We start from the raw sequence: 20,789 nt of genomic DNA, 5'->3' as shown, positions 1-20,789 counted from the left end.
ACCGACTGTCGGCTTGAACGGCCGCGCAACCGACATTCGATGGATTTTGACGGAGGGCACGAATGCAAACTTGGCTGGATAAGCTGACCGATCTTGCCGCGATTGAAGGCGATGAGTGCATCCTGAAGACCGGGTTGGCCGAGATCAGCGATCATTTCGGCTTCACCGGTTACGCCTACCTTCACATCCAGAATCGGCACATTACCGCCGTGACCAATTATCATCGCGAGTGGCAGTCGGTCTATTTCGATAAGAAATTTGACGCTCTCGATCCGGTCGTCAAACGCGCAAGGTCCAGGAAGCACATCTTCACCTGGTCGGGCGAGCAAGAGCGCTCGACGCTGTCGAAGGGCGAGCGCGCCTTCTATGCCCACGCAGCCGATTTCAGCATCCGCTCCGGCATTACCATTCCGATCAAGACCGCCAACGGGTCGATGTCGATGTTCACTCTGGCATCGGAGAAGCCTGTGATCGATCTCGATCGGGAGATCGACGCAATTGCAGCTGCGGCGACCATCGGGCAGATCCATTCCCGCATCTCATTCCTTCGCACTACACCCACGGCGGAAAATGCCGTGTGGCTCGATCCGAAAGAAGCGACCTATCTTACATGGATCGCGGTCGGCATGACGATGGAGGAGATCGCCGACATCGAGGGGGTCAAGTATAACAGCGTCCGGGTGAAGCTTCGTGAGGTGATGAAGCGCTTCGATGTCCGCTCCAAGGCGCAGCTGACCGCGCTCGCAATCCGCCGAAAACTTATCTGAAGAGAGTTCGACAGGTTTCTGAGCAGCGATGTCGGGGTTATTTCAGTCGAGAACGAATAGGTGTTTCTCAAAAAGTTTGAGAGTTGGGGTTATCCGGTTCCCTTCGTGACGATTGGCGATGAGCGCCACGTGGCCAGATGAGCGCAATACCGTCGCGCACCTGCCGTAGCTTGATTGCGCTGGGGCTGTATTGCTGCCGGCTTTACTCGTTATTGGGCGCAGAGGAGCTTACAATACCGACTTTCTGCTCGACTACGCTGCATTTTAAACTGCGTCGTCGCGCCAGCTTTTGCCTCGTGTGACATCGTTTCGGCTAAAAAGCCCCAACATTTCCAGTGATCAGCCCTTCAATGCGCGATGGAGCTCGCTGATGTGGTTAGCACCGATGCCGCAGCACCCACCAACTAGGGTTGCGCCAGCAGCCACCCAGTCGCAAGCAAAACCGGAATAGCGATCGTTGGTAAGGTCGGCCCGTGTTGCGTGCAAGGTTTCATTGGCAGCACCAATTTCCGTGTCTGTTTCGAAGGCGTTGGCGTAGACGCCTATTTCAACCTGCGCACCCTCGTCGGCGATGACGCGCGAAGCCGTCGCGACAGCCTTCGCCATCACTTCCGGCCTGCTACAATTGAACAGAAGCGCATTTGCGCCGGAACACGCCGCCCACCGGGCGGCGTCCTCGACGCTCTCGCCCGAACGCAGGCGTGCTGGACCAATGTCGTCCTCGCGTGCGTCGGCAAGAGTGAACGAAATCCATATGGGCTTTCCGCTCGGCTCGACGGCAGCACGAACCGCCTCCCCTTCCTCGATCAGGCTCAGCGTTTCCCCGAGCCATACATCGACAAATGGTTCCAGGTTCTTCACGAGCACCGACAGATAGTCCTGCACCCGGCTGCCATCGAAGAGATGGGGTTCGTAGGAACCGAAGATTGGCGGCAGCGAACCGGCGACAAGCACGGAGCGCCCGGCGGCATCAGCGGCTTCCCGCGCAAGACGTCCGGACAGCGCGATGAGCGATGCGCCCTCGGCCCTGAAACGCTCCTCGCCGATATGATAGGGTACCAGCGCGTAGCTGTTGGTCGTGACGACGTCTGCGCCTGCCTCGATGAACTCTCTGTGCACCTGCATCACGATATCGGGATTTTCGACGAGCGCCAGGGCAGACCACTCAGGCTGGCGCAATTCGGCGCCAAGGCGCTGGAGTTCGCGGCTCATGCCGCCGTCGAGAATTTTTATGTTCGTCATGGCATTCTGTTCCTTTGTAAATAGTCAGCGGCGTACAGGCAAGGCCAGCACAAATGCAGTCAGCGTATCGCGCACACCAGTCAATGAAGAGATATCATGCCAGACTTTGCGGATCTGGTCGGCATCCCCGGCCTCGAGACGCACGACGAGATCGAATTCGCCACTAACGACGTCGCAGGAGACGACCTCCGGCATATTCTGGATCGCATTCACGACGTCCCCTCCTCGCATTCGATCATGAAGATAGACCAAGAGCAACGCAGCACTCACCCCGCTTTGAGTCCCTGCGCCACGGAGGATCGTATATCCCTTGATGAGCCCGTCCCGTTCCAGTCGCTCAATGCGTTTTCTGACCGCGTTACGCGAAAGGTTCACGCGTAGCGCGAGGTCTGCATGGGCAATTCGGGCGTTACGACCGAGTTCTGAAAGGATGCGCTCGTCGGCTCTATCGATGACGCGCATCACGAGATCTCCAGTCTGATTGTATCGAGGAGCCTGCGCGTCGAGACCTCCAGTGACGCTGCGATCGTTAGGGTCTCGATACCCGGCATCCTTGCCGCATTCCGTTTGACCGCCGCCGAGTGCAGGAAAGCTGGGAGGACCTTCATTTCCTGTTCGCTCAAGGGGCGGATACATACATAGCCGGATAGGATTGCGCGAGCACGCCCGGCGTCGATACCGCCAAGGCAATCCACTGTCCATCTGACGAGGACTTCGGCCAGTTCATAAGCCCAATAGTCTCATGCCGCAGCCGGAAATTAATGATACCGCTGACAAGATCCCCGAGAAAGAAAACGTTCTCGGGGTGGAGTGCACCGTGCACCGGGCCCTTCGGGAGGTCATTCGTTGTGGACACTGCAGGCTTCAGCGTCAGGTGAACTTTTGCGATGTTCCTGCCAAGGTCGACAAACCGCTGTAGTGTTGGCGACTGGGACTGGGCGCCCTGCAGGAATCCAACCACCGCGACCAGCTTGCCGCCGATTGTGATCGTCGCATCGCCCCGAGCCGTTCGAACTGTTCGCGGGCAAGGAATACCGGCGGATAAAAGTTTGTCCATCGTCAAGAAAGCCTGATCAAGACTGGAAGGCTCTGCCCCGTTTTCAAACAGGGTCACCACGAATTCGCCATTAGCCGTTCGAAAGAGGTACGTTGTTTCGCTATCACCGTCGGCAATGCCTATGGCGGAGGTCAACGATCCCAAACGGAAGGCTGCGGCTATCTGATTATGCTGATGGTCTGAAAGCTCGGTGAAGACGTCCATATCAGTGCGAAGCCTTCAAACTCTCAAGCTCTGAGCGCCTGATCCAGGTCTTCGATCAGATCCTCCGGCGCTTCCAGCCCTACGGACAGGCGAAAGATGCCGTCACCTGCAAAGGACCGATAGGACCGCAACTGGCTGCCCTGCAGACGATAAGTCGACTTCATCATCTCGTCGGTTTCAAGAAGAACCACGATGCTACGCTGATGCCCGAGCGAGAAGGCATAATGAACGACGCGGAGCCGACCTGCGAGTCTAAGCGCAACTGCCTGCGGATCGGTGACCTGAAATGTGATCATGCCGCCAAAGACGGACATTTGCCGCCTCGCCAATTCATGCTGCGGATGACTCTCAAGTCCGGGATAGGTAACTGCGCTCACCATGGGGTGAATTGCCAGTGCCTGCGCGACTTCAAGTGCCGAGTCCGAAATCGCCTTCATTCGAGGGAAAAGAGTGTCCATACCGCGCATGATCAGCCACGCATTGTGCGCGGACATGGCGGCTCCGAGATAAATTCCTGCGCGCGCGCGTATCCTTGCAACCAGGTTCTTGCGACCGCACACTACGCCACCCAGTGCATCGCCGTGACCATTGATGAACTTCGTCAGCGAATGGATGATAAGGTCTACGCCAAAGTCCGCCGGCCGGGTGGCAACGGGCGTTGCAAAGGTTGAATCGACGGAGACAAGAATATCCCTCTGATGCGCCATTTGCGCGACGAGGGAAAGATCCGTTAGCCTGAGGATCGGATTGCAGGGCGTCTCGCAGTGGAGGAGCTTCGTATTGGGGCGGAAAGCCGCGATAACCTCGGCTGGGTTTGCCATGTTTACCGGCGTGACCTCAATTCCGAGTTCTGGAAGAATGCGACACGCAAGCTCGTTGGCGCCAGCGTAACAGACGTCGCTGACAATCAGATGATCGCCCTGCCTGAGGAGAGTCAGGAACGTCGCGGCTATCGCCGCAATACCAGTTGCGGTGGCAAGGGCCTCCTCCGTGCCTTCAACCGTTGCCATGCGCTGTTCAAGGGCGCGAACGGTCGGGTTCGTCCAGCGGGCGTAAAGAAAAGGCAGGTCTGCAAGATCCTCAACGCCTTCTGCTGAAAATGCGCCGTCGCCAGGGACAAGCGTATTGTTGACGGACATTGAGATGTTCGGCGCAATCGCCTTCGTGCTCGGATCAATGGTAAGGCCGCCATCCAAAGCGAGGGTCTGCCATCGCAGCGGCGATGGCGGCTGATCTTCTCGAGCGCTTGGCGCCGAATGTACATTTGCACGGGACGTCACGGACATGAAAAGCCTCTTACGCTCGATACTGGGGTATCAATCTAGATGCATTCCGGTAGGTAAGACCGCAATCTGTGTGCTTAAATAGCCGAAAACACCAAAAACTTCGGGTGGGCGCGCGGAAAAAATGCGCGGTGCGCCTCGTCCCCGAGACGACGATGCCGCATCATCGTCCGTTGATGCAGACGACTTTAGGCTGTGTCATATCCCTCGTAGGCAAAACGGACGCCCTCCCGACCCATGGTTCCATATTTGTATCCGCCAAAAGGCATTGCATCGAAGCGGTTGTTTCGACCCGCCCTGCGCCGTGCCGGATATCGTGACAGCCCCTAGCAGATGCATGCTGAGTGACAGGGCATTGGTGGCCCCGCCGATGCCCGCAAGCGGAAGATCGCGCGGAAGGAGACGGGGCGTGACCTCGGCAACGATCGTCCCAGCGGCGTGGCGCGTTGCCGAACCGATCAACTTCCAGCGCTTCCCATTGTGTCTTGCAGCGGCGACATCTGCCGCCGAAATACCGGAATGCCTCTGCAGGCGACGTCATCTGGTTGACGTTACCGCCAAGCAATTCATTTGCCAGGATCGTTGCCTTCAAGCGGACGTCATGCCCCTCGATATCGGCCGTCGGATCCGCTTCCGCATATCCAAGTTCCTGTGCCTGGTGCAAAGCTTCCAGGAAATCGCATCCCGTCTCCATGCGGCTAAGAATGAAGTTCGATGTTCCATTCAGGATGCCTTCGAAACCAAGAATGTCACAACCGCCAAGCGTTTCTTTCGCCATTCGCATAATCGGCGTGCCGCTCATGACGGACCCCTCGTATTCGAAGCGCACGTGGTTCTGCGCCGCCAGTGCTTTCAGTTCCACCGCCGCAAGGGCAACGGGGCCTTTGTTCGTCGTCACTACGCGACGGACGCTTGAAAGCGCCCACCTGCAATGCGAGATCGCGGGTTCGCCGTCACCGGGATTCGTAAAGGTCGCTTCCACAACGATGTCGGCTTGTACTTTGCGGATCACCGCCTCGTTTTCCGCGACGCTACGCCCGCCGGGCAGGCGTGAGAAACCGCCCTGTTCGACGGACGTGTCGACAAGGGCCCGTGCATCTATACCGGCGTCCGACACAAGCGATCCGAGCTTAAGATCGGTAACGGCGACGATCTTCAGTCGGAAGCCGAGCGACTTGGCCCATGTTTTGTTTCTCGTGGCGATAAGCTCAGCCAAGGCGCGATTGACGCCGCCGAACCCTATCAGCACAACTCTGTATTCCATATCGTTCTCTCTCCCGCTCTCATCTGTCGGTCAAAGTGACGTTCCAACTAGGTGTTAGGAAGATTGCGAAACGCTCAAAAGAGTGTGCGACCTGGCCAATGCGGGAGCAAAATGCATCGGACCCCGGATGATATGCGGCAGAACTGCGCGGTGAAACCATAATGCGGGTTAAATCTGCAAAGCTTTTTGCTAGCGTGCGGATACGATGTGATGGGAGACGCCGCTATGGGCGAGCCGCTTGACGCGTTCGACAAACATATTTTGAGGATCGTGCAGTGCGACTGCCAACTGAAGGCCGAAACCATCGCGGGCATGGTTGGGCTCTCGGCGTCTGCCGTGCAGCGGCGGTTGAAAAGGATGCGCGAGACCAGAGTCATCTCGAGCGAGATCGCTGTTATAGACCGCAAGTCGGTCGGTAATCCTATGACGTTCATCACCGGGATGGAGATTGAGCGAGAGAATTACGACGCGCTGTCGAAATTTCGCCTATGGGCAGAGCAGCAGCAGAACATTCAGCAAATCTACTATGTTACCGGTGCGGTGGACCTGATCGCCATTATATCAGCGGACGATGTTTCTCAGTACGATGACATCACCGCTCACATCATGTCAGAGAATCCACAAATAAAACGCATTCACACGAATGTGGTTTTAAAGGAGCTAAAGGTCGGTCTCTTTCTACCGGTGCCTTAGTATGCGAGGATCAGACTGTCTCGTACGGCAATTTTCCGAGCGCTTCGAATAGCACTGTTTGAAATTCGGTGACCAAACGAGGCGGAGGACTGCCACTCGGCAACACGATGGCGAAGTGGTACGGGATCACTGGCTCAAAGGGCCGGCGCACTACTGGATTTGCGCAGTAGTAATCTGCCGTGAACGGATCGACGATCCCTATACCCATTCCTTTGCTAACCAAATCGCATACGCTCAGCGCCAGACCGCTTTCTATCCTTCGGCCGCAGTGGACGTTAAAGCTGTCGAGCACCGAGTCTATCTGCATTCGCAAGAGGCTCACGGGAGAAAGGCAAATCAAGTCTGTGCCCTCTAGATCCTTAGCATGAACAACGTCCTTGCTTTCCAGCACATGCCCAGGTGGCAACAGGCACACTGCTCGAAAAGAGGGAACAGGTTCGACCCTTAGCCCAGGATAATCGCTGGCCAGTATGGATATCCCAAGATCGTAGTGTTGAAGCGACACCAGTTCGAGGACCGTCTGCGAAGGAACCGTGTCAAGGTACACCGATACATCGGGTCGATCGCCGATGAAGGTCTGAATAACGCCGGACATAAAACTGAGAGACGGCGCCGTATAACAGGCGACCCTGAGGGAACCCATATGGGACTTCTTCAATTCGGCCGCGACCTTGTCGATATGCTGAATTCCGTTGAAATGCCGCGACACTTCCTTGAACAGGATACCGGCTTCACGTGTCGGTCTCAATCGATTGCCGATCCTGTCGAATAGGCGAAGGCCGGTCTCCTCCTCGAGATCCTTGATAAGGCGGCTTATTGCGGGCTGCGTGATTCTCACCAGATCAGCTGCTGACGTCATACCTCCCGTCAGCATCACCGCCCGAAACGCTTCCAACTGACGCGATTGAATCACTTCGTCCTCCATAACATATGCACATGGGCGCATGCTTATTACTGCCCTTGCGATATGGAAGGCAAGCTTTTAGTCATAATTGGAAAAGTAGGGATCTGCCTTCCACCAAGCGAACAGCGACAGCGATAGACATGCTTTGTCATCGAACCTGCACGCGGCTTGAGGCCGGAGCAACGTTGTTGGCAATCGTTTGCTCGCTCGGCGTACTGAGTTAGGCGGCTCAAAAATGAGGGGATACGAATGGACAGTGCAAGGCCCACCCTAGAAGCAGAAGACATCCATAAAAGCTTCGGGACACTCGAAGTTTTGAAAGGAATTTCTCTCACGGCCAACAAAGGTGATGTGGTTTCCATTATTGGTAGCTCCGGCTCCGGCAAGAGCACCTTTCTGCGCTGTATGAATTTCCTCGAAACGCCCAGTAGGGGTCGTATCGCAGTCGGCCAGGAAGAAATTGTCGTCAAGACTGATGCAGCCGGCCGGTTGGTCGGCGTCGATCGAAAAAAGATTGAACGCATGCGGATGCAACTCGGCATGGTCTTTCAGAGCTTTAATCTCTGGGGGCATATGACCGTTTTGCAGAACGTGATGGAAGGCCCGGTACACGTTCTCAAGGAGCCCAGGGGTGAAGCGCGCGACCGCGCAATGGATTTCCTCGACAAAGTCGGCATTGCAGACAAGCACGCGGCCTATCCGTCTCACCTGTCAGGCGGCCAACAGCAACGTGTCAGCATAGCACGCGCTTTGGCAATGCAGCCGAGCGCGCTTCTCTTCGACGAACCAACCTCGGCTCTCGACCCAGAACTAGTAGGGGAAGTCCTCAAAGTGATCAGGAAGCTCGCGGAAGAGGGGCGGACCATGGTTGTGGTGACCCATGAAATGGGCTTCGCCCGTGAGGTGTCGAGCAAAGTCCTCTTCCTGGAAAAAGGGCAGATCGAAGAACAGGGAACACCGCAACAAGTGTTCCAAAATTCCACTTCAGCACGGTGTCGAGCTTTTCTTTCCAGCGTCCTGTAGGCGCGCAAGCGCGCAGATTAACCAGAAGCAGCAAATCAACAAAACAGCAACAGAGGTGAACGTCATGAAATTCTCCAACTTCAATTTGTTCGCGGCAATTTTGACTGGCGCGCTGATCGCGGCGGGACCTAGCCAGGCGAAGGACTACAAGAGTATCACCATCGCGACTGAGGGATCGTACGCGCCGTACAACTTCAAGGATGCGGGTGGTAAGCTGATTGGTTTCGATATCGATCTTGGAAACGATCTTTGCAAGCGCATGAATATTGAATGTAAGTGGGTCGAGCAGGCCTGGGAAGGAGCCATCCCTTCGCTCACATCTGGCCGTTACGAGGCGCTGATCGCAGCTATGGGCATGACGCCGGCGCGCGAGAAGGTCATTTCATTCGCTGGCCCATACCTTCGGACACCAATGACTTTTCTGACCACTGAAAACAGCCCGCTGTTGAAAACTCAGACAACGATCGAGACCCTGCCACTTGATAAGATTACGCCGGAGCAGAAAGCGGAATTAGAGAAGTTCACCAAGGCGTTCGAAGGAGTGAAGTTTGGTGTCCAGTCCGGCTCGTCTCATGAAACGTTCATGAAGGAGATGATGCCAAGCGTTCAGATCTCGACTTACGACACAATTGAGAATGTCGTGCTCGACCTCAAAGCGGGCCGGATCGATGCTAGCTTGGCATCCATCAGCTTCTTGAAACCACTTACCGATAAGCCCGAAAACAAAGACCTCAAGATGTTCGGCCCCAGAATGACGGGCGGTGTTTTCGGTAAAGGCGTCGGTGTTGGCATCCGCAAAGAGGATACCGATTTGAAAGCGATGTTCGACAAGGCAATCGAAGCCGCTGTCGCCGATGGGACCGTCAAGAAACTATCGTTGCAATGGTTCGGCTACGACGCCGCTCCCAACCAGTGAATCTTGTTTCAATCGCGGCGTCGGCACTCGTGTGGCCGACGCTCTTTTGCGTTACGCCAACCTTGAGACGTGAACCATGGACTTGACACTGCTCCAATGGGGGGACGCCGGCTGGGGCGATGAACTCGCACGCGGCGCGCTGATGACAGTGATTGTTGCAGCCTGCTCCTACATTTTCGGGATCATCTTCGGCTCGATTTTTGCCGCTGCCAAGCTTTCAGGCTTCTGGGGGCTGCGCCTGCTGGGGGACATATATACGACAGTCGTTCGCGGCGTCCCCGAACTACTCATTATTTTTCTGGTGTTTTTCGGTGGCGGGACACTTCTGCGGACCGTTGCAAACGGCTTGTTCGGATATGACGGATACATCGAACCACCTATCTTCGTGATCAGTGTGCTCTGCATTAGCGTGAGCGCCGGGGCGTACGCCACCGAAGTCATTCGCGCGGCCGTACTCGCGATTCCGCCTGGTCAGATCGAGGCGGCGAAATCCATCGGAATGGGGCCATGGCTCAGGCTGCGCCGTGTGATCATACCCCAAGCGGCCCGATTCGCATTGCCAGGACTTGGAAATGTCTGGCAATTCACCCTCAAGGATACATCGCTCATTTCAGTCGTCGGTCTTGTCGAAATCATGCGGACTGCGGCCATGGGTGCGGGATCTACGAAGCAGCCCTTCACCTTCTACCTCACAGCCTTCGTGATCTTTCTTCTGCTTTCCTCCGTCTCAAACCGGGGCTTTCTCAAAGCAGAACTTTGGGCAACCCGTGGCGTGAGGAGTTAGTAATATGGACCTGATCATCGAGTCCTTTCCAAAACTTATCGCGGCTCTTCCCGCGACGCTAACACTGGCATTCACATCAGTTCTGATCGGTTTTATCATTGCGGTGCCAGTTGCTCTGATGCGGCTTTCTGAAAACCGTGTCGCTTCGTCGGTAGCATATGGATACGTCCACCTCATAAGATCGACACCCCTGCTGGTGCAAATATTCCTGATCTACTACGGATCTGCTCAGTTCAGGAGCTTCCTGACAGAGGTTGGCCTTTGGTGGTTGTTCCGCGAACCCTGGTTCTGCGCAATCGTCGCCCTTGCCCTCAATGATGCGGCCTATTCCAGCGAAATAATCCGGGGCGGTATTCAGTCGGTCGCGCTTGGGCAAATTGAGGCTGCGCGCGCTGTAGGAATGTCCCGCGTAATGCAATTTCGGAGGATCGTTTTTCCGATCGCCATCCGGCAAGCGTTGCCGGCCTATGGTAATGAAGTGATGCTGATGATCAAATCGACCTCGCTGGCTTCGACGATAACCATTCTTGAGGTCACTGGACTAGCAAAGCAAATTATAGCAGCGACATACAGGCCGGTGGAGGTGTTCATTGTCGCTGGTGCGATCTACTTGGCGATAACGTTCATCATCACCCGTCTTGTCGTGCTGGCTGAATGGTGGCTCAATCCCCATATGCGCGCCTGGACGGGCAGCACCTCCAAGAGCGCCGATGTGACACATTCGAGTTGAGTGTCTCGTCCAGTCGTATTGTGAGGGGATGCTTGTTTGGTATTGGCGTAGCATTCATATCTCCTGGCACGTCTGTTCCGCTACCCATGTAACGGTAAGCGGATATGTCGTTTCAAATACAGATTAGCAGTATCCGCTGCTTTTTCGTTGCCGCTGAAGAACTGCATTTCCGCAGGGCGGCGCTACGAATGAATGTGTCTCAACCGACTCTCAGCCAGCACGTTAAACGGCTCAAGGATCTCATGGGCGTGCAATTGTTCCCCCGGTTTACGCGCCGTGTGGAATTCACGCGTGCCGGAGCGTCACAGCTCGAGCAGATCCCTGTAGCCCTTCGTCACAAAGAACGCGATCTTTGGCCCTTTTCGCTCAATCACGGCGTTCGTGCTGACCGTGGTGCCGTGCATCACAAATGCACCTTCCTCCGGCTCGGGATCTAGCTGTTCCAGCAGCATTTCAAAGCCGTCACGAAATCCGTTTTCGAACGAAGGAGGGGTCGAAGGGACCTTCAGGGTTACGATCCTGTCCTCGCCTTCGCGCCAACCGCAAAAATCCGTAAATGTCCCGCCGATATCGACGCCGATCCTGAGCATTGTCGTTTACCCCTGTATTTTCCGTTGGTCGGCCTGCGGGATATGTCGATCTATTCTGATCTCCATGAAACTTGTCTCCGTTCTGAAACCAACATCGAGATGTTCTGGCGATGAATACGCTGCTAGTTCCACTTGGAGAATTTGCGAATCGCGCTGATTGATTGGATATCGCTATCAATCTCTTGCGATGATTAGGCGTTCGCTCAATCAAGGTATCCGAGGGGGGTTCCAGCCCGAACACATATGAGCCGCAGCTCGGGGCGAGGGTCTTTTTCGACAAATCTTCAATAACATTTGAACATCGCCGCATGCCTATTACTGCCCTTGTCGCATGGACGGCAAGGTCTTATCCCTAACAGGCAAGGGAAGAATTCAAAGATAGCCAGACCTGAAATCGACCCGCTTCACATGTCGATTATCTTTTCAAGAAAGACAATCCGAAGCAAAGAAGATCTTCAAAACTTGGCCACCGATGGGCGACAGCTGGAAACACTGTATAGCCGGCCGCATAAGGGATGAAGATTCAGTTTGGCTCATTGAAGGCCAGCGGCCACGGATCGGTTACTCGAGCCGGGCGGGTGCCTTCGTACCGTGAGAAGGTCAAATGGATCGCGAGTTCGAGACAGCTATCGTTGGAGGCGGTGTAGTTGGCGCCGCCATTGGATATGGCTTGGCCAAACTGGGACGCCGGGTGGTCATCATCGATGGCGCTGACGATGCGTTGCGCGCGTCGAGAACGAATTTTGGCCTGATTTGGGTTCAGGGCAAGGGCGACGACTATCCCGAATATCATCGCATCACCCGCCAAAGCGCCGAGTTATGGCCCGGTTTTGCATCGGAGTTAAAAGAACTGACCGGTGTCGACGTCGAATACCGTCGTAATGGTGGCCTGCTCTTCTGTACGTCGGACGCTCAAGCGGAAGAAGAAAAGGCGATCGGCGAGAAGATGGCTGCCATCCACCCCGACTATCGCTTCGAGATGCTGGAGCGCTCGCGCCTTGAGCGCATGCTTCCTGACATCCGTCTTGGGCAGAAGGTTTGTTCGGCGTCCTTCAGTCATATGGATGGCGACGTCAATCCGCTCCTCGTGCTTCGCGCGTTGCTGGCCGGATTTGTGCGCCTGGGCGGAACCCTGGTGACGGGGGAACACGTCGACAGCATAACCCCGACCCTTGGCGGTTTCCGGCTGGCGACAGATGCGCTCACGATAGAGGCGGAGCGGGTAATTATTGCCGCGGGCAATGACTCCATGGCTTTTGCGAGGAGCCTGGAGCTTCCGCTTCAGCTTGTCCCGGAAAAAGGGCAGCTCCTCATTACGGAACGGGTCGCCCCGGTCTTCCCCTACGCCGCCAGCGGCATTCGTCAGACGATGACGGGCACGTTTCAGCTCGGCGTTACGAATGAACGCGTCGGTCTCTCGACCGACGTTACATCTGGTGGCGCCCGTCACATCGCCAATCGCGCGATCAACGTGATGCCGGACGTCGGCGCTTTGAGGGTCGTCCGGCAGTGGGCGGGGCTACGCGTTCTGACCCCGGACGGGGTGCCGGTCTACGATCGGTCGCGCCGATACCCCGGCATTCATGTCGTGGCCTGTCATTCCGGCGTCACCCTTGCCGCGCTGCACGCAGGTCCTTTTGCCGAATGGCTCGCAGCCGGCGGAAGAGAGCCGTCCTACGACGCTTTTCGCGGCAGCCGGTTCAAGAGCGGGATCGCCGCATGATGAGTGACGTTCTCTTCCCTTCCGGATCAGCCGTCGAAATCACCGTCGACGGTCGCGCCGTGACCGCTCGTGACGGAGAGCCGCTGGCCGCTGTCTTCCTGCGTCTGGACGACATCCATACCCGCAGATCCTTTCCTTCCGCCCAGCCCCGGGCGCCCTACTGCATGATGGGCGTCTGTTTCGAATGCGTCGTGCACGTAGAGGACATCGGCACGATCCGTAGCTGTCAGCAAATGGTTCACGCCGGCATGAAGGTCGAACGCCATGACCATCCGAAGAGGCTGAAATGAACCATAATTCGAGCACCGACCTGTTGATCATCGGAGCAGGCCCCGCTGGAATGGCTGCCGCGAGGCGTGCTGTACGCGGCGGCCTTTCCGTCGTCGTGCTGGATTCGCAATCTCAGCCCGGAGGCCAGATCTGGCGCAATGCCGGACGTAACGCGACTAGCCCGTTGGTAAACGTTCTCGGTGCGGAATATCGACGAGGAATTCAACGGGTCGAAGCATTTCTGACCTGTGGCGCAGATTACATCCCGGAGGCTCAGGTCAGTTGGATCAGCCAGGGCTGGACAGTGGAATACGTCAAGGACGGAGAAATCCGCTCCATCAAGGGACGGTATCTACTGCTCGCCACTGGCGCCCAGGAACGCCCGGTTCCGTTCTCCGGCTGGACACTTCCCGGCGTCATGACGGTCGGCGCCGCACAGATCCTTTTGAAGACAGCAGGTCAGCTGCCGCGAGGTCCGGTTGCCGTCGTCGGCAACGGTCCGCTCCCTCTGCTCTACATGCAGCAGATGCGGCTGGCAGGCGCAAAACCGGCCGCGTTTCTCGACACGACCCCTCGCGGTCTGATCGGCCGTTCGCTGCGCGGTGTTCGCGGGGCGCTCCGTGAACCCGGCCAGATCCTGAAGGGGATTGCCTGGCTGCCACAGTTCAACGGCGTTCGGCATGTGCGGAACGTCGTCGAGGTCAGTGCCGGGGGAACAAAGCGACTTGAAACTGTATATTTTGAAACTTCAGACGGCCGGCCCGACCGACTGGATATTAAAACCCTCCTCGTTCACGAGGGGCTGGTGCCAAGCCATCAGCTTGCAGTGTCGGTTGGCGCGCAGCTGATGTGGGATGTCGGGCAGTCGGCCTTCCGGCTGGAGCGCGACGACTGGATGAATGCCGGCCCGGATGGCCTCTACCTCGCCGGCGATGGAGCACGGATCGGCGGCGCGACCAATGCCGAGCTCGAAGGAGAGATCGCCGCGATCGGCATTCTTCTTGGCGATGGCGTTCTGACGCCCGCTCAGGCGAATACCGAGGCAAAGCCGCTCAGAGCCTATCATGCCCGGCAAAGGGCATTCCGACGATTTCTGGATGGGGTCTATCCGCCTAATATAGCCCGGACCCGACCGGACGACGGTACGATCGTCTGCCGCTGCGAAGAGTTGAGCGCGGGCATGTTGAGGGAAGCTGCTGTCCGTGGCGCTTGCCGAGGCCCCAACCAGCTGAAGAGTTTTACACGCGCGGGCATGGGTCCCTGTCAGGGAAGGCAGTGCGGCTACCCGGTACACGAACTGGTGAAGTCCGTTGCGGGGATCACCGCCGGCGAAGTCGGCCTGTTTCATCCGCGGCCTCCCCTTGTTCCGCTCACGGTGTCGATGCTCGCAGCACAGGAAGCCGAGGAAGTCGTCTCGGCGTCTACGCATGAATGATCGAGCGGCCGTCGCCGCAGGTGATAGTCAAAACTGAAGTCGAGAGATGAACGGTGCCTGCGAGAAAAATGCTTCGCGGCGTCGCAAGGAGAATGAGTTGAAGACCTGCCAAATCTTGGGAGCTCCGGTTCAAAGCGGTGCGTCGCAGCCTGGATGTCTGATGGGGCCTGCTGCGTTTCGGACTGCCGGCTTGGCCCAAACCCTGACCGAACTAGGCTGGACGGTCACCGATCTTGGAGATGCGACGCCGACGGCAGAGACCGAACTCAGCCATGCCAATTCTGCAGTCAAGAACCTTGATGCGCTGGTGGGGTGGACGCGCAGTCTGTCCCAAAAGGCTCTGGAGATGGCACGCAGCTGTGATCTCCCGGTGTTCCTCGGTGGCGATCACTCGATGTCTGCCGGCACGGTTTCGGGTATGGCTGAGCGGGCGGCCGACCTCGGCCGGCCGCAATTTGTGCTTTGGCTGGACGCTGACACGGACCTGCATACGCTGCACACGACGGCGAGCGGCAATCTCCATGGCACGCCGGTCGCCTATTATACGGGGCAGCCAGGCTTCGAAGGGCTGCCGCCGCTCGCCGCGCCCGTCGATCCCCGCAATGTATCGATGATGGGAATTGGTTCGGTCGATCCAGAGGAGAGACGCCGCGTTGCTGAGATCGGTATCGATGTCGCCGACATGCGGGTACTGGACGAGCAAGGCGTCGTCCGCCCGCTGGAAACGTTTCTTGAGCGTGTGAGCAAGGCCAAGGGCATATTGCACGTCAGCCTCGATGTCGACTTCCTCGATCCAGCGATTGCGCCGGCGGTGGGCACCACGGTTCCTGGCGGAGCGACGTTCCGGGAGGCGCACCTCATCATGGAGATCCTCCATGACAGCGGTCTCGTCACGTCGCTCGATCTTGCGGAGCTCAATCCGTTTCTGGACGAGCGAGGACGTACGGCCCGGCTGATGACCGATCTTGCCGCGAGCCTGTTCGGGCGGCGCGTGCTCGACCGGGTGACGACAGCATTTTGACTTCCGGGATTTCGTCAGTGCAATGGAGCTTCGCCTCTCGCACGGGAACGCCCGCCAAAAGCGCAAGAGGAACGGAAATGAAAGTTGGAATAGCCGGAGCAGGATCGATCGCCATAGGATATGCGGCGCTTCTTCTACAGAATGACCATCGGCCAATGATCTGGTCGCGATCACGCGAAAGAACTGCGGCCTTCTCCGGTGGCAAGCCGATAAAGATCACTGGTGCGATCAGCACAGAGTACCACCCTCATGTTTGCGCAAGCGCGGAGGAATTGGCCGAGGCCGACGTGATCGTTCTGGCACTGCCCGCCTACGGGCACCGATTCGTCCTCGACGCACTTATACCGCATCTCAGCGCACGTCATTCGGTGATCATCAGCGCCCATCTTTCCTTTGCGGCGCTTTATCTCGCCAAGAGTTTGGCCGAGCGCGGGATCGAGATCCCGATCACCACATGGAGCACCACCGTGCTGACCTGCAAGCCGCGGGCGACGGATACGTTCAACATCGGCGCTGTACGGGCAAAGGTCGATATGGCGACTGTACCGGCACGTTTCGCTGAACGGGCGCACGGAACCTGTGTCGCTCTGTTCGGTGACCGCTTCGACGTGAAGGACGACATTCTCACCATCGCGTTGAGTAATCTCAATCCCCAGGACCATATGGGCATTGCACTATGCAATCTGTCGCGTATCGAGCGGGCTGAGGATTGGGGTCAGAACACCAACGTCACGCCTGCCATCGGCCGCTTCCTTGAAGCGCTCGATCTCGAAAGGCTGGCAATCGCGTCCGCCTTCGGCAAGACGGTTCGCTCGACCTTCGATCACTTCCGATTTTCGTTCGACATATCCGGTGGATCCGTCTCGAAAATGTCGTCGATCCTGGTCGAGCGCGGAAGCGACCCGGCAGGCCCCAAGAGCCTTGATACACGTTACGTGCTCGAAGACGTTCCCTTCGGTCTGATCCCAACCTTGCATCTGGCAAAAGCAGCCGGCGTGTCTGCGCCCTTGCATGAAAGCGGTGTCCGGATCTTGAGCGCCTGCTACGGACGCGACTTTTCCGAAGAAAATGACCTGCTTCCAGACCTCGGACCGCTCGATTTGTCCACGCTCAAGGATCGGGTGGTCAACGGATATGCGATCGCAGCTGCGCCCGCGTGATCCAAGGCCATCCGAACGTTCATCAAACCTATAATGGGGGCCAGAAGATGCCTGCAATTGACAACCTCAATATCGTTCCGTTCATCAGCGTTGAGAACATGATGGACCTGGTGGTCAGCACCGGTATCGAGAACTTCCTTAATCAACTGGCCGGCTACATCGAAGAAGATTTTCGCCGCTGGGAGAGCTTTGACAAGATTCCACGGGTGGCCTCGCATTCCCGAGACGGCGTGATCGAACTCATGCCGACGAGCGACGGCACGCTTTACGGCTTCAAATATGTCAACGGCCATCCGAAAAACACGAAATCGGGGCGTCAGACTGTGACTGCCTTCGGCGTGCTCTCCGATGTCGACAGCGGTTATCCGCTTCTTCTTTCGGAGATGACGATCTTGACCGCGTTGCGGACCGCCGCGACCTCCGCGATCGCAGCAAAATATCTAGCCCGCAAGGACGCGCGCACGATGGCGCTGATCGGCAACGGCGCCCAAAGCGAGTTTCAGGCGCTCGCCTTCAAGTCGTTGCTCGGTGTCGACCGGATCAGGCTCTACGACATCGACCCGGATGCGACCGCGCGTTGCGGTAGCAACCTCCAGCGGTTTGGGTTTCAGATCGAGGGGTGCACCTCCGCGGAACAGGCGGTTGAAGGCGCTGACATCATCACCACGGCGACGGCCGACAAGCACAACGCCACGATCCTGAGCGACAACATGATCGGCCCCGGCGTGCATATCAACGGTGTGGGCGGCGACTGCCCGGGCAAAACCGAGATGCATCGCGACATCCTGCTGCGCTCCGACATTTTCGTGGAGTTTCCGCCGCAGACGAGAATTGAAGGCGAGATTCAGCAGCTCGCACCTGATCATCCGGTAATCGAGCTTTGGCGCGTCATGACCGGCCAGGAAACGGGCCGCAGGAGCGATAAGCAGATCACGCTGTTCGACAGTGTCGGCTTCGCGATCGAGGACTTTTCGGCGCTCCGCTATGTTCGCGACCGCGTTGAGGGATCAAACCACAGCAATCCGCTCGACCTCCTCGCCGATCCGGACGAGCCGCGTGACTTATTTGGGATGCTCCTGCGTCGCGAAGCTGTGTTGGCCAAGTCCTAAAACCTGGAGCTAAAAAGGATATCTTCGTGTTGGAACCCGACAAAAGCGCTCCACCCTACTCGCAGAAATACATGTGCTACTGTTTGCCAGATTACAACGCTAGCCCGCCGTGGAGACTTTGAAGAAAGCAAGCAGATCCAGCGAACTCCAAATCCCGCCGATCCTGTGCCAAGCGGAAGGCGGCATCCCCGTGCGTTATTGAGCACGGCCTCATTAACAAGTGGCGAACCAAAGATGACCGCTTTGATTTCATCGACGAGATCATCATCCGCAAACGGCGGCCGACCACGGGCTTTGGAAGGACGCTGTCTCACCCGCTCCGCCATGTTTGACCGGGCAACACCAAATGTCTCGCACACGGCCGTCATCGGGAACTTCCCTTCGGCAATGACAGCGCGCGCAACAGGTGTTTTTTTGGGCCGGTGGCGATCTCAAGCGCCTCTTTGAGAATCTCGCCTTCCATCGTCTTCTTGCCGAGCAGACGCTGTAGTTCTTTGACCTGGTTTTGAAGGGCACGATATTCGGATGCTGGAACGACATCTTCCTCGGCAGCAGTTGCCGTCAGAGCTTCTTGGGTGGCAAGCTTACGCCAAGTGAATTACTGGTTCGGCTGGATGCCGTAACGCCGAGCGACGATGCTCACGGTTGCGTCCGGCTCATATGTTTCCTTAATAATGGCGAGCTTCTCTGCCGTCGACCAGCGATGGCGGCGCTTAGGGCCGGACAGGACTTCTATCTTAGGACTGTGACTGGTCATAATGGGCACATTACCTCGCACACTTGTTAAGTGGGAGATCGTGTCCAGATATTTATGGGCCATTACAGTCCGTTCAATGGATGTACGTATTTACGGATGTACGGATGTACGGATGTACGGATGTACGGATGTACGGATGTACGGATGTACGTGACATCACCATATATCCTGTCAATACACGCGCAAACAAGCCAGCCCTAACGACAGCAACTTGCAACTACAAGCTCGACAACAAAGCCTTATTGGGCACATTATCTTCGCACTTTGTCCGGAGATTTACGGGACCATTAGAGCAATGTAGTGGGGCCGTATACGAATTCCAATCTATTTGAAGTTAGCCCGTATTTTCTCCATCCCATCAAATATCCTGGCGGAAAGATAAAGGGCGGCGAAGAAAACAAAGTGTGAACGCAAACCAGGCGCCGCTATTGCGAATGGCATCAAGTTCAAATTCGCGACTTTATGTACACACTGCCCCACCTGCTTTGACTTCTGTACCCCAATTAGGTGTGCTAACACCCGTTAAAATGGATTGAAAGAGAGCAGCTCTCAGGCACATCAAAACTACATACTCTCTCATAGAAACCCTAGAATATGGATTTCTCCTCCAGCACCTGTGCACCCCTCAGCGTTTTAATTCTAGGTGCCGGTCACGTTGGAACCGCTCTCGCTGCTTGGTTCACCTTCAGAAGCATCGCCGTCTCACTTTGGGCACCCCTTGAACATCGGGGATATCTAAAAGATTTCTCTGATGCGTGCGTGAGGATCAGAACGAGTGGGCTGTTAAATGGCGATTACTTCGTTCCTGTACAGGAAAGCTTGGCTTCAGCAGTGGCGAAAGCCACGTTGCTCATAATCGCCACCCGAGCCGACGCTCATCCGGACTTGGTCAGACGCTTTCAATTAATAGGGGAGAGTTTGTCAGCGAAAGAAGTTCTAGTGGTCTGCGGGCGAGGCTTCGCCATCAAATACGCTGGCGCTCTCTCATTCAAGAGAATACTAGAAACGGACAACTCTCCGGTTACGTCCAAACTAACAGGCGACCATTTGTCAGTTGTTCAGATCAAAGAGTTCAAAAAGGTATTTGGAGCGTCGTGTTATCCAATATATTTGGGTGAAAATTCACGAGCATGCCTTCCATCTGATGTGATATGTATGCTGAACCAACTTTTCCCTTTCAGCGTGAAAGCGATACTCCCATTGGAGACTGCGCTATTTTCTAACTACATTACACATGCCGTCTCGGCTGTACTTAATATTGGGAGGTTGCCCGACGATTGTAAGCTTTCAGAAAAAGCTAAGAGTTGGCGCCGCAACCCCGAGAAAGGCGGGAACGGGTTCCCCTATTATTTTTATGGTGAAGGCAGCAATTCTGTAGTTTGCCGCGTACAGGAGGCTGTCGACAGAGAACGTTTAGAAATTGGGCGCGCTTATGGAATTGTTCTTCGACCAATCCTCGCTGAATCGAATGAAGAGTATGGAACAGATTATCCGTCTCTGAGGGAGTATTGCCTAGCTCCCTCTCCACACAACGTGAATTTTGCATGCCCGGACAGCATACAGCATCGCTATTACATGGAGGAGCTTTCTAATATCGAATTAATCATTTCGCTAGCAAATGCTGTCGGTGTGCGCGTTCCGCTGACCGAGGGCGTTGCTTTGATTATCCGATCTGCGGGTGGCCTCGGAGAGCGGACGCTGACAGATCTGAAGGCGGAGGATGCTGTGAAGTTTGGAGGGAATTGCCAGAAGTGATACCTGCCTTCGCAAACGACATTATCTCAATCGACTAAGTTATTAGCGTTCATGAATTTCCTTTCCTCGTAATGTTTGTCATGTTTGTGTTTTGTTTGATGC

At 56.3% G+C, this 20,789-nt stretch carries 18 protein-coding genes and 4 pseudogenes; 14 read left to right on the top strand and 8 right to left on the bottom strand.

The window, feature by feature from the left end; genetic code table 11:
• Nucleotides 1-62 precede the first annotated feature (62 nt).
• Nucleotides 63-767 (top strand): autoinducer-binding transcriptional regulator TraR, encoded by a 705-nt coding sequence (gene traR / locus CFBP5473_RS24010; protein ID WP_136954446.1) that lies wholly within the window; start codon nt 63-65, stop codon nt 765-767.
• A 339-nt stretch (nt 768-1,106) separates the two neighbouring features.
• Here the strand turns inward: traR and CFBP5473_RS24005 are convergent, their stop codons facing one another.
• The 5 genes and pseudogenes from CFBP5473_RS24005 to CFBP5473_RS25630 all read right to left on the bottom strand — a co-directional run.
• On the bottom strand, nt 1,107-2,009 hold the full coding sequence (locus CFBP5473_RS24005; protein ID WP_027676687.1) for a homocysteine S-methyltransferase family protein: 903 nt from the start codon (nt 2,007-2,009) through the stop codon (nt 1,107-1,109).
• Between the two features lie 24 nt (nt 2,010-2,033).
• On the bottom strand, nt 2,034-2,474 hold the full coding sequence (locus CFBP5473_RS24000; protein WP_027676688.1) for an Lrp/AsnC family transcriptional regulator: 441 nt from the start codon (nt 2,472-2,474) through the stop codon (nt 2,034-2,036).
• A gap of 154 nt (nt 2,475-2,628) precedes the next feature.
• On the bottom strand, nt 2,629-3,270 hold the full coding sequence (locus CFBP5473_RS23995) for a phosphotransferase (protein ID WP_051441388.1): 642 nt from the start codon (nt 3,268-3,270) through the stop codon (nt 2,629-2,631).
• 23 nt (nt 3,271-3,293) lie between these two features.
• Nucleotides 3,294-4,556: a trans-sulfuration enzyme family protein gene (locus tag CFBP5473_RS23990; protein WP_084631801.1), complete on the bottom strand. Its 1,263-nt coding sequence runs from the start codon at nt 4,554-4,556 to the stop codon at nt 3,294-3,296.
• A gap of 268 nt (nt 4,557-4,824) precedes the next feature.
• A pseudogene (locus CFBP5473_RS25630) lies at nt 4,825-5,817 on the bottom strand (homoserine dehydrogenase); the annotation flags it as partial.
• Between the two features lie 225 nt (nt 5,818-6,042).
• On the opposite strand from CFBP5473_RS25630, the gene CFBP5473_RS23980 reads away from it, so the two are divergent.
• Entirely contained in the window at nt 6,043-6,510 is a 468-nt protein-coding gene (locus CFBP5473_RS23980; protein WP_027676689.1) for an Lrp/AsnC family transcriptional regulator, read from the top strand.
• Nucleotides 6,511-6,520: 10 nt separating this feature from the next.
• On the opposite strand, the gene CFBP5473_RS23975 is transcribed toward CFBP5473_RS23980, so the two are convergent.
• Entirely contained in the window at nt 6,521-7,435 is a 915-nt protein-coding gene (locus CFBP5473_RS23975; protein ID WP_037171568.1) for a LysR family transcriptional regulator, read from the bottom strand.
• Nucleotides 7,436-7,663: 228 nt separating this feature from the next.
• Between CFBP5473_RS23975 and CFBP5473_RS23970 the strand changes: the two genes are divergently transcribed.
• The 5 genes and pseudogenes from CFBP5473_RS23970 to CFBP5473_RS25525 all read left to right on the top strand — a co-directional run.
• Nucleotides 7,664-8,437, top strand: coding sequence for an ABC transporter ATP-binding protein (locus tag CFBP5473_RS23970; RefSeq protein WP_027676691.1), 774 nt, complete (start codon nt 7,664-7,666; stop codon nt 8,435-8,437).
• A gap of 64 nt (nt 8,438-8,501) precedes the next feature.
• The gene (locus tag CFBP5473_RS23965; RefSeq protein WP_027676692.1) at nt 8,502-9,353 is read left to right on the top strand and encodes a lysine/arginine/ornithine ABC transporter substrate-binding protein; all 852 of its coding nucleotides are present in this window, start codon (nt 8,502-8,504) and stop codon (nt 9,351-9,353) included.
• Between the two features lie 76 nt (nt 9,354-9,429).
• On the top strand, nt 9,430-10,137 hold the full coding sequence (locus CFBP5473_RS23960) for an ABC transporter permease (protein WP_027676693.1): 708 nt from the start codon (nt 9,430-9,432) through the stop codon (nt 10,135-10,137).
• A gap of 4 nt (nt 10,138-10,141) precedes the next feature.
• Nucleotides 10,142-10,867: an ABC transporter permease gene (locus CFBP5473_RS23955; protein ID WP_027676694.1), complete on the top strand. Its 726-nt coding sequence runs from the start codon at nt 10,142-10,144 to the stop codon at nt 10,865-10,867.
• Nucleotides 10,868-10,971: 104 nt separating this feature from the next.
• Nucleotides 10,972-11,106, top strand: a pseudogene (locus CFBP5473_RS25525) (LysR family transcriptional regulator); the annotation flags it as partial.
• A 66-nt stretch (nt 11,107-11,172) separates the two neighbouring features.
• Here CFBP5473_RS25525 and CFBP5473_RS25520 read toward each other — a convergent pair.
• Nucleotides 11,173-11,457: pseudogene (locus tag CFBP5473_RS25520) on the bottom strand (hydantoinase/oxoprolinase N-terminal domain-containing protein); the annotation flags it as partial.
• Nucleotides 11,458-12,061: 604 nt separating this feature from the next.
• On the opposite strand from CFBP5473_RS25520, the gene CFBP5473_RS23940 reads away from it, so the two are divergent.
• From CFBP5473_RS23940 to CFBP5473_RS23915, 6 genes are all read left to right on the top strand, one after another.
• Nucleotides 12,062-13,180 (top strand): NAD(P)/FAD-dependent oxidoreductase, encoded by a 1,119-nt coding sequence (locus CFBP5473_RS23940; protein WP_027676696.1) that lies wholly within the window; start codon nt 12,062-12,064, stop codon nt 13,178-13,180.
• Complete coding sequence (locus CFBP5473_RS23935; RefSeq protein WP_084631802.1) at nt 13,177-13,470, top strand: (2Fe-2S)-binding protein; 294 nt, start codon at nt 13,177-13,179, stop codon at nt 13,468-13,470. Before CFBP5473_RS23940 ends, CFBP5473_RS23935 begins: the two co-directional genes overlap by 4 nt.
• Nucleotides 13,467-14,885: an FAD/NAD(P)-dependent oxidoreductase gene (locus CFBP5473_RS23930; RefSeq protein ID WP_027676698.1), complete on the top strand. Its 1,419-nt coding sequence runs from the start codon at nt 13,467-13,469 to the stop codon at nt 14,883-14,885. Before CFBP5473_RS23935 ends, CFBP5473_RS23930 begins: the two co-directional genes overlap by 4 nt.
• Nucleotides 14,886-14,931: 46 nt before the next feature.
• The gene (rocF, locus tag CFBP5473_RS23925; RefSeq protein ID WP_106389456.1) at nt 14,932-15,906 is read left to right on the top strand and encodes an arginase; all 975 of its coding nucleotides are present in this window, start codon (nt 14,932-14,934) and stop codon (nt 15,904-15,906) included.
• 77 nt (nt 15,907-15,983) lie between these two features.
• A complete protein-coding gene (locus CFBP5473_RS23920; RefSeq protein ID WP_027676700.1) occupies nt 15,984-17,066 on the top strand; it encodes an NAD/NADP octopine/nopaline dehydrogenase family protein in 1,083 nt (360 codons plus the stop codon).
• Nucleotides 17,067-17,113: 47 nt separating this feature from the next.
• A complete protein-coding gene (locus CFBP5473_RS23915; RefSeq protein WP_027676701.1) occupies nt 17,114-18,175 on the top strand; it encodes an ornithine cyclodeaminase in 1,062 nt (353 codons plus the stop codon).
• Nucleotides 18,176-18,363: 188 nt separating this feature from the next.
• Here CFBP5473_RS23915 and CFBP5473_RS23910 read toward each other — a convergent pair.
• Nucleotides 18,364-18,932, bottom strand: a pseudogene (locus tag CFBP5473_RS23910) (transposase); the annotation flags it as partial.
• Nucleotides 18,933-19,526: 594 nt separating this feature from the next.
• On the opposite strand from CFBP5473_RS23910, the gene CFBP5473_RS23905 reads away from it, so the two are divergent.
• On the top strand, nt 19,527-20,687 hold the full coding sequence (locus tag CFBP5473_RS23905) for an NAD/NADP-dependent octopine/nopaline dehydrogenase family protein (protein WP_051441389.1): 1,161 nt from the start codon (nt 19,527-19,529) through the stop codon (nt 20,685-20,687).
• Nucleotides 20,688-20,789 lie beyond the last annotated feature (102 nt).

Source organism: Agrobacterium larrymoorei (assembly GCF_005145045.1).
Classification (GTDB): domain Bacteria; phylum Pseudomonadota; class Alphaproteobacteria; order Rhizobiales; family Rhizobiaceae; genus Agrobacterium; species Agrobacterium larrymoorei.
Note: the sequence above shows the minus strand (reverse complement) of the source record. Positions and strands in the feature narration are given on the sequence as shown.

Bases quoted from the DNA above. Each gene is read 5' to 3' on its own strand.
- CFBP5473_RS23970 (WP_027676691.1), top strand. From the start codon at position 7,664: ATGGACAGTGCAAGGCCCACCCTAGAAGCAGAAGACATCCATAAAAGC.
- CFBP5473_RS23935 (WP_084631802.1), top strand. From the start codon at position 13,177: ATGATGAGTGACGTTCTCTTCCCTTCCGGATCAGCCGTCGAAATCACC.
- CFBP5473_RS23940 (WP_027676696.1), top strand. From the start codon at position 12,062: ATGGATCGCGAGTTCGAGACAGCTATCGTTGGAGGCGGTGTAGTTGGC.
- CFBP5473_RS23920 (WP_027676700.1), top strand. From the start codon at position 15,984: ATGAAAGTTGGAATAGCCGGAGCAGGATCGATCGCCATAGGATATGCG.
- CFBP5473_RS23995 (WP_051441388.1), bottom strand. From the start codon at position 3,270: ATGGACGTCTTCACCGAGCTTTCAGACCATCAGCATAATCAGATAGCC.
- CFBP5473_RS23915 (WP_027676701.1), top strand. From the start codon at position 17,114: ATGCCTGCAATTGACAACCTCAATATCGTTCCGTTCATCAGCGTTGAG.
- CFBP5473_RS23965 (WP_027676692.1), top strand. From the start codon at position 8,502: ATGAAATTCTCCAACTTCAATTTGTTCGCGGCAATTTTGACTGGCGCG.
- traR (WP_136954446.1), top strand. From the start codon at position 63: ATGCAAACTTGGCTGGATAAGCTGACCGATCTTGCCGCGATTGAAGGC.
- CFBP5473_RS23905 (WP_051441389.1), top strand. From the start codon at position 19,527: ATGGATTTCTCCTCCAGCACCTGTGCACCCCTCAGCGTTTTAATTCTA.
- CFBP5473_RS23980 (WP_027676689.1), top strand. From the start codon at position 6,043: ATGGGCGAGCCGCTTGACGCGTTCGACAAACATATTTTGAGGATCGTG.
- rocF (WP_106389456.1), top strand. From the start codon at position 14,932: ATGAACGGTGCCTGCGAGAAAAATGCTTCGCGGCGTCGCAAGGAGAAT.
- CFBP5473_RS23960 (WP_027676693.1), top strand. From the start codon at position 9,430: ATGGACTTGACACTGCTCCAATGGGGGGACGCCGGCTGGGGCGATGAA.
- CFBP5473_RS23975 (WP_037171568.1), bottom strand. From the start codon at position 7,435: ATGGAGGACGAAGTGATTCAATCGCGTCAGTTGGAAGCGTTTCGGGCG.
- CFBP5473_RS23930 (WP_027676698.1), top strand. From the start codon at position 13,467: ATGAACCATAATTCGAGCACCGACCTGTTGATCATCGGAGCAGGCCCC.
- CFBP5473_RS24005 (WP_027676687.1), bottom strand. From the start codon at position 2,009: ATGACGAACATAAAAATTCTCGACGGCGGCATGAGCCGCGAACTCCAG.
- CFBP5473_RS23990 (WP_084631801.1), bottom strand. From the start codon at position 4,556: ATGTCCGTGACGTCCCGTGCAAATGTACATTCGGCGCCAAGCGCTCGA.
- CFBP5473_RS23955 (WP_027676694.1), top strand. From the start codon at position 10,142: ATGGACCTGATCATCGAGTCCTTTCCAAAACTTATCGCGGCTCTTCCC.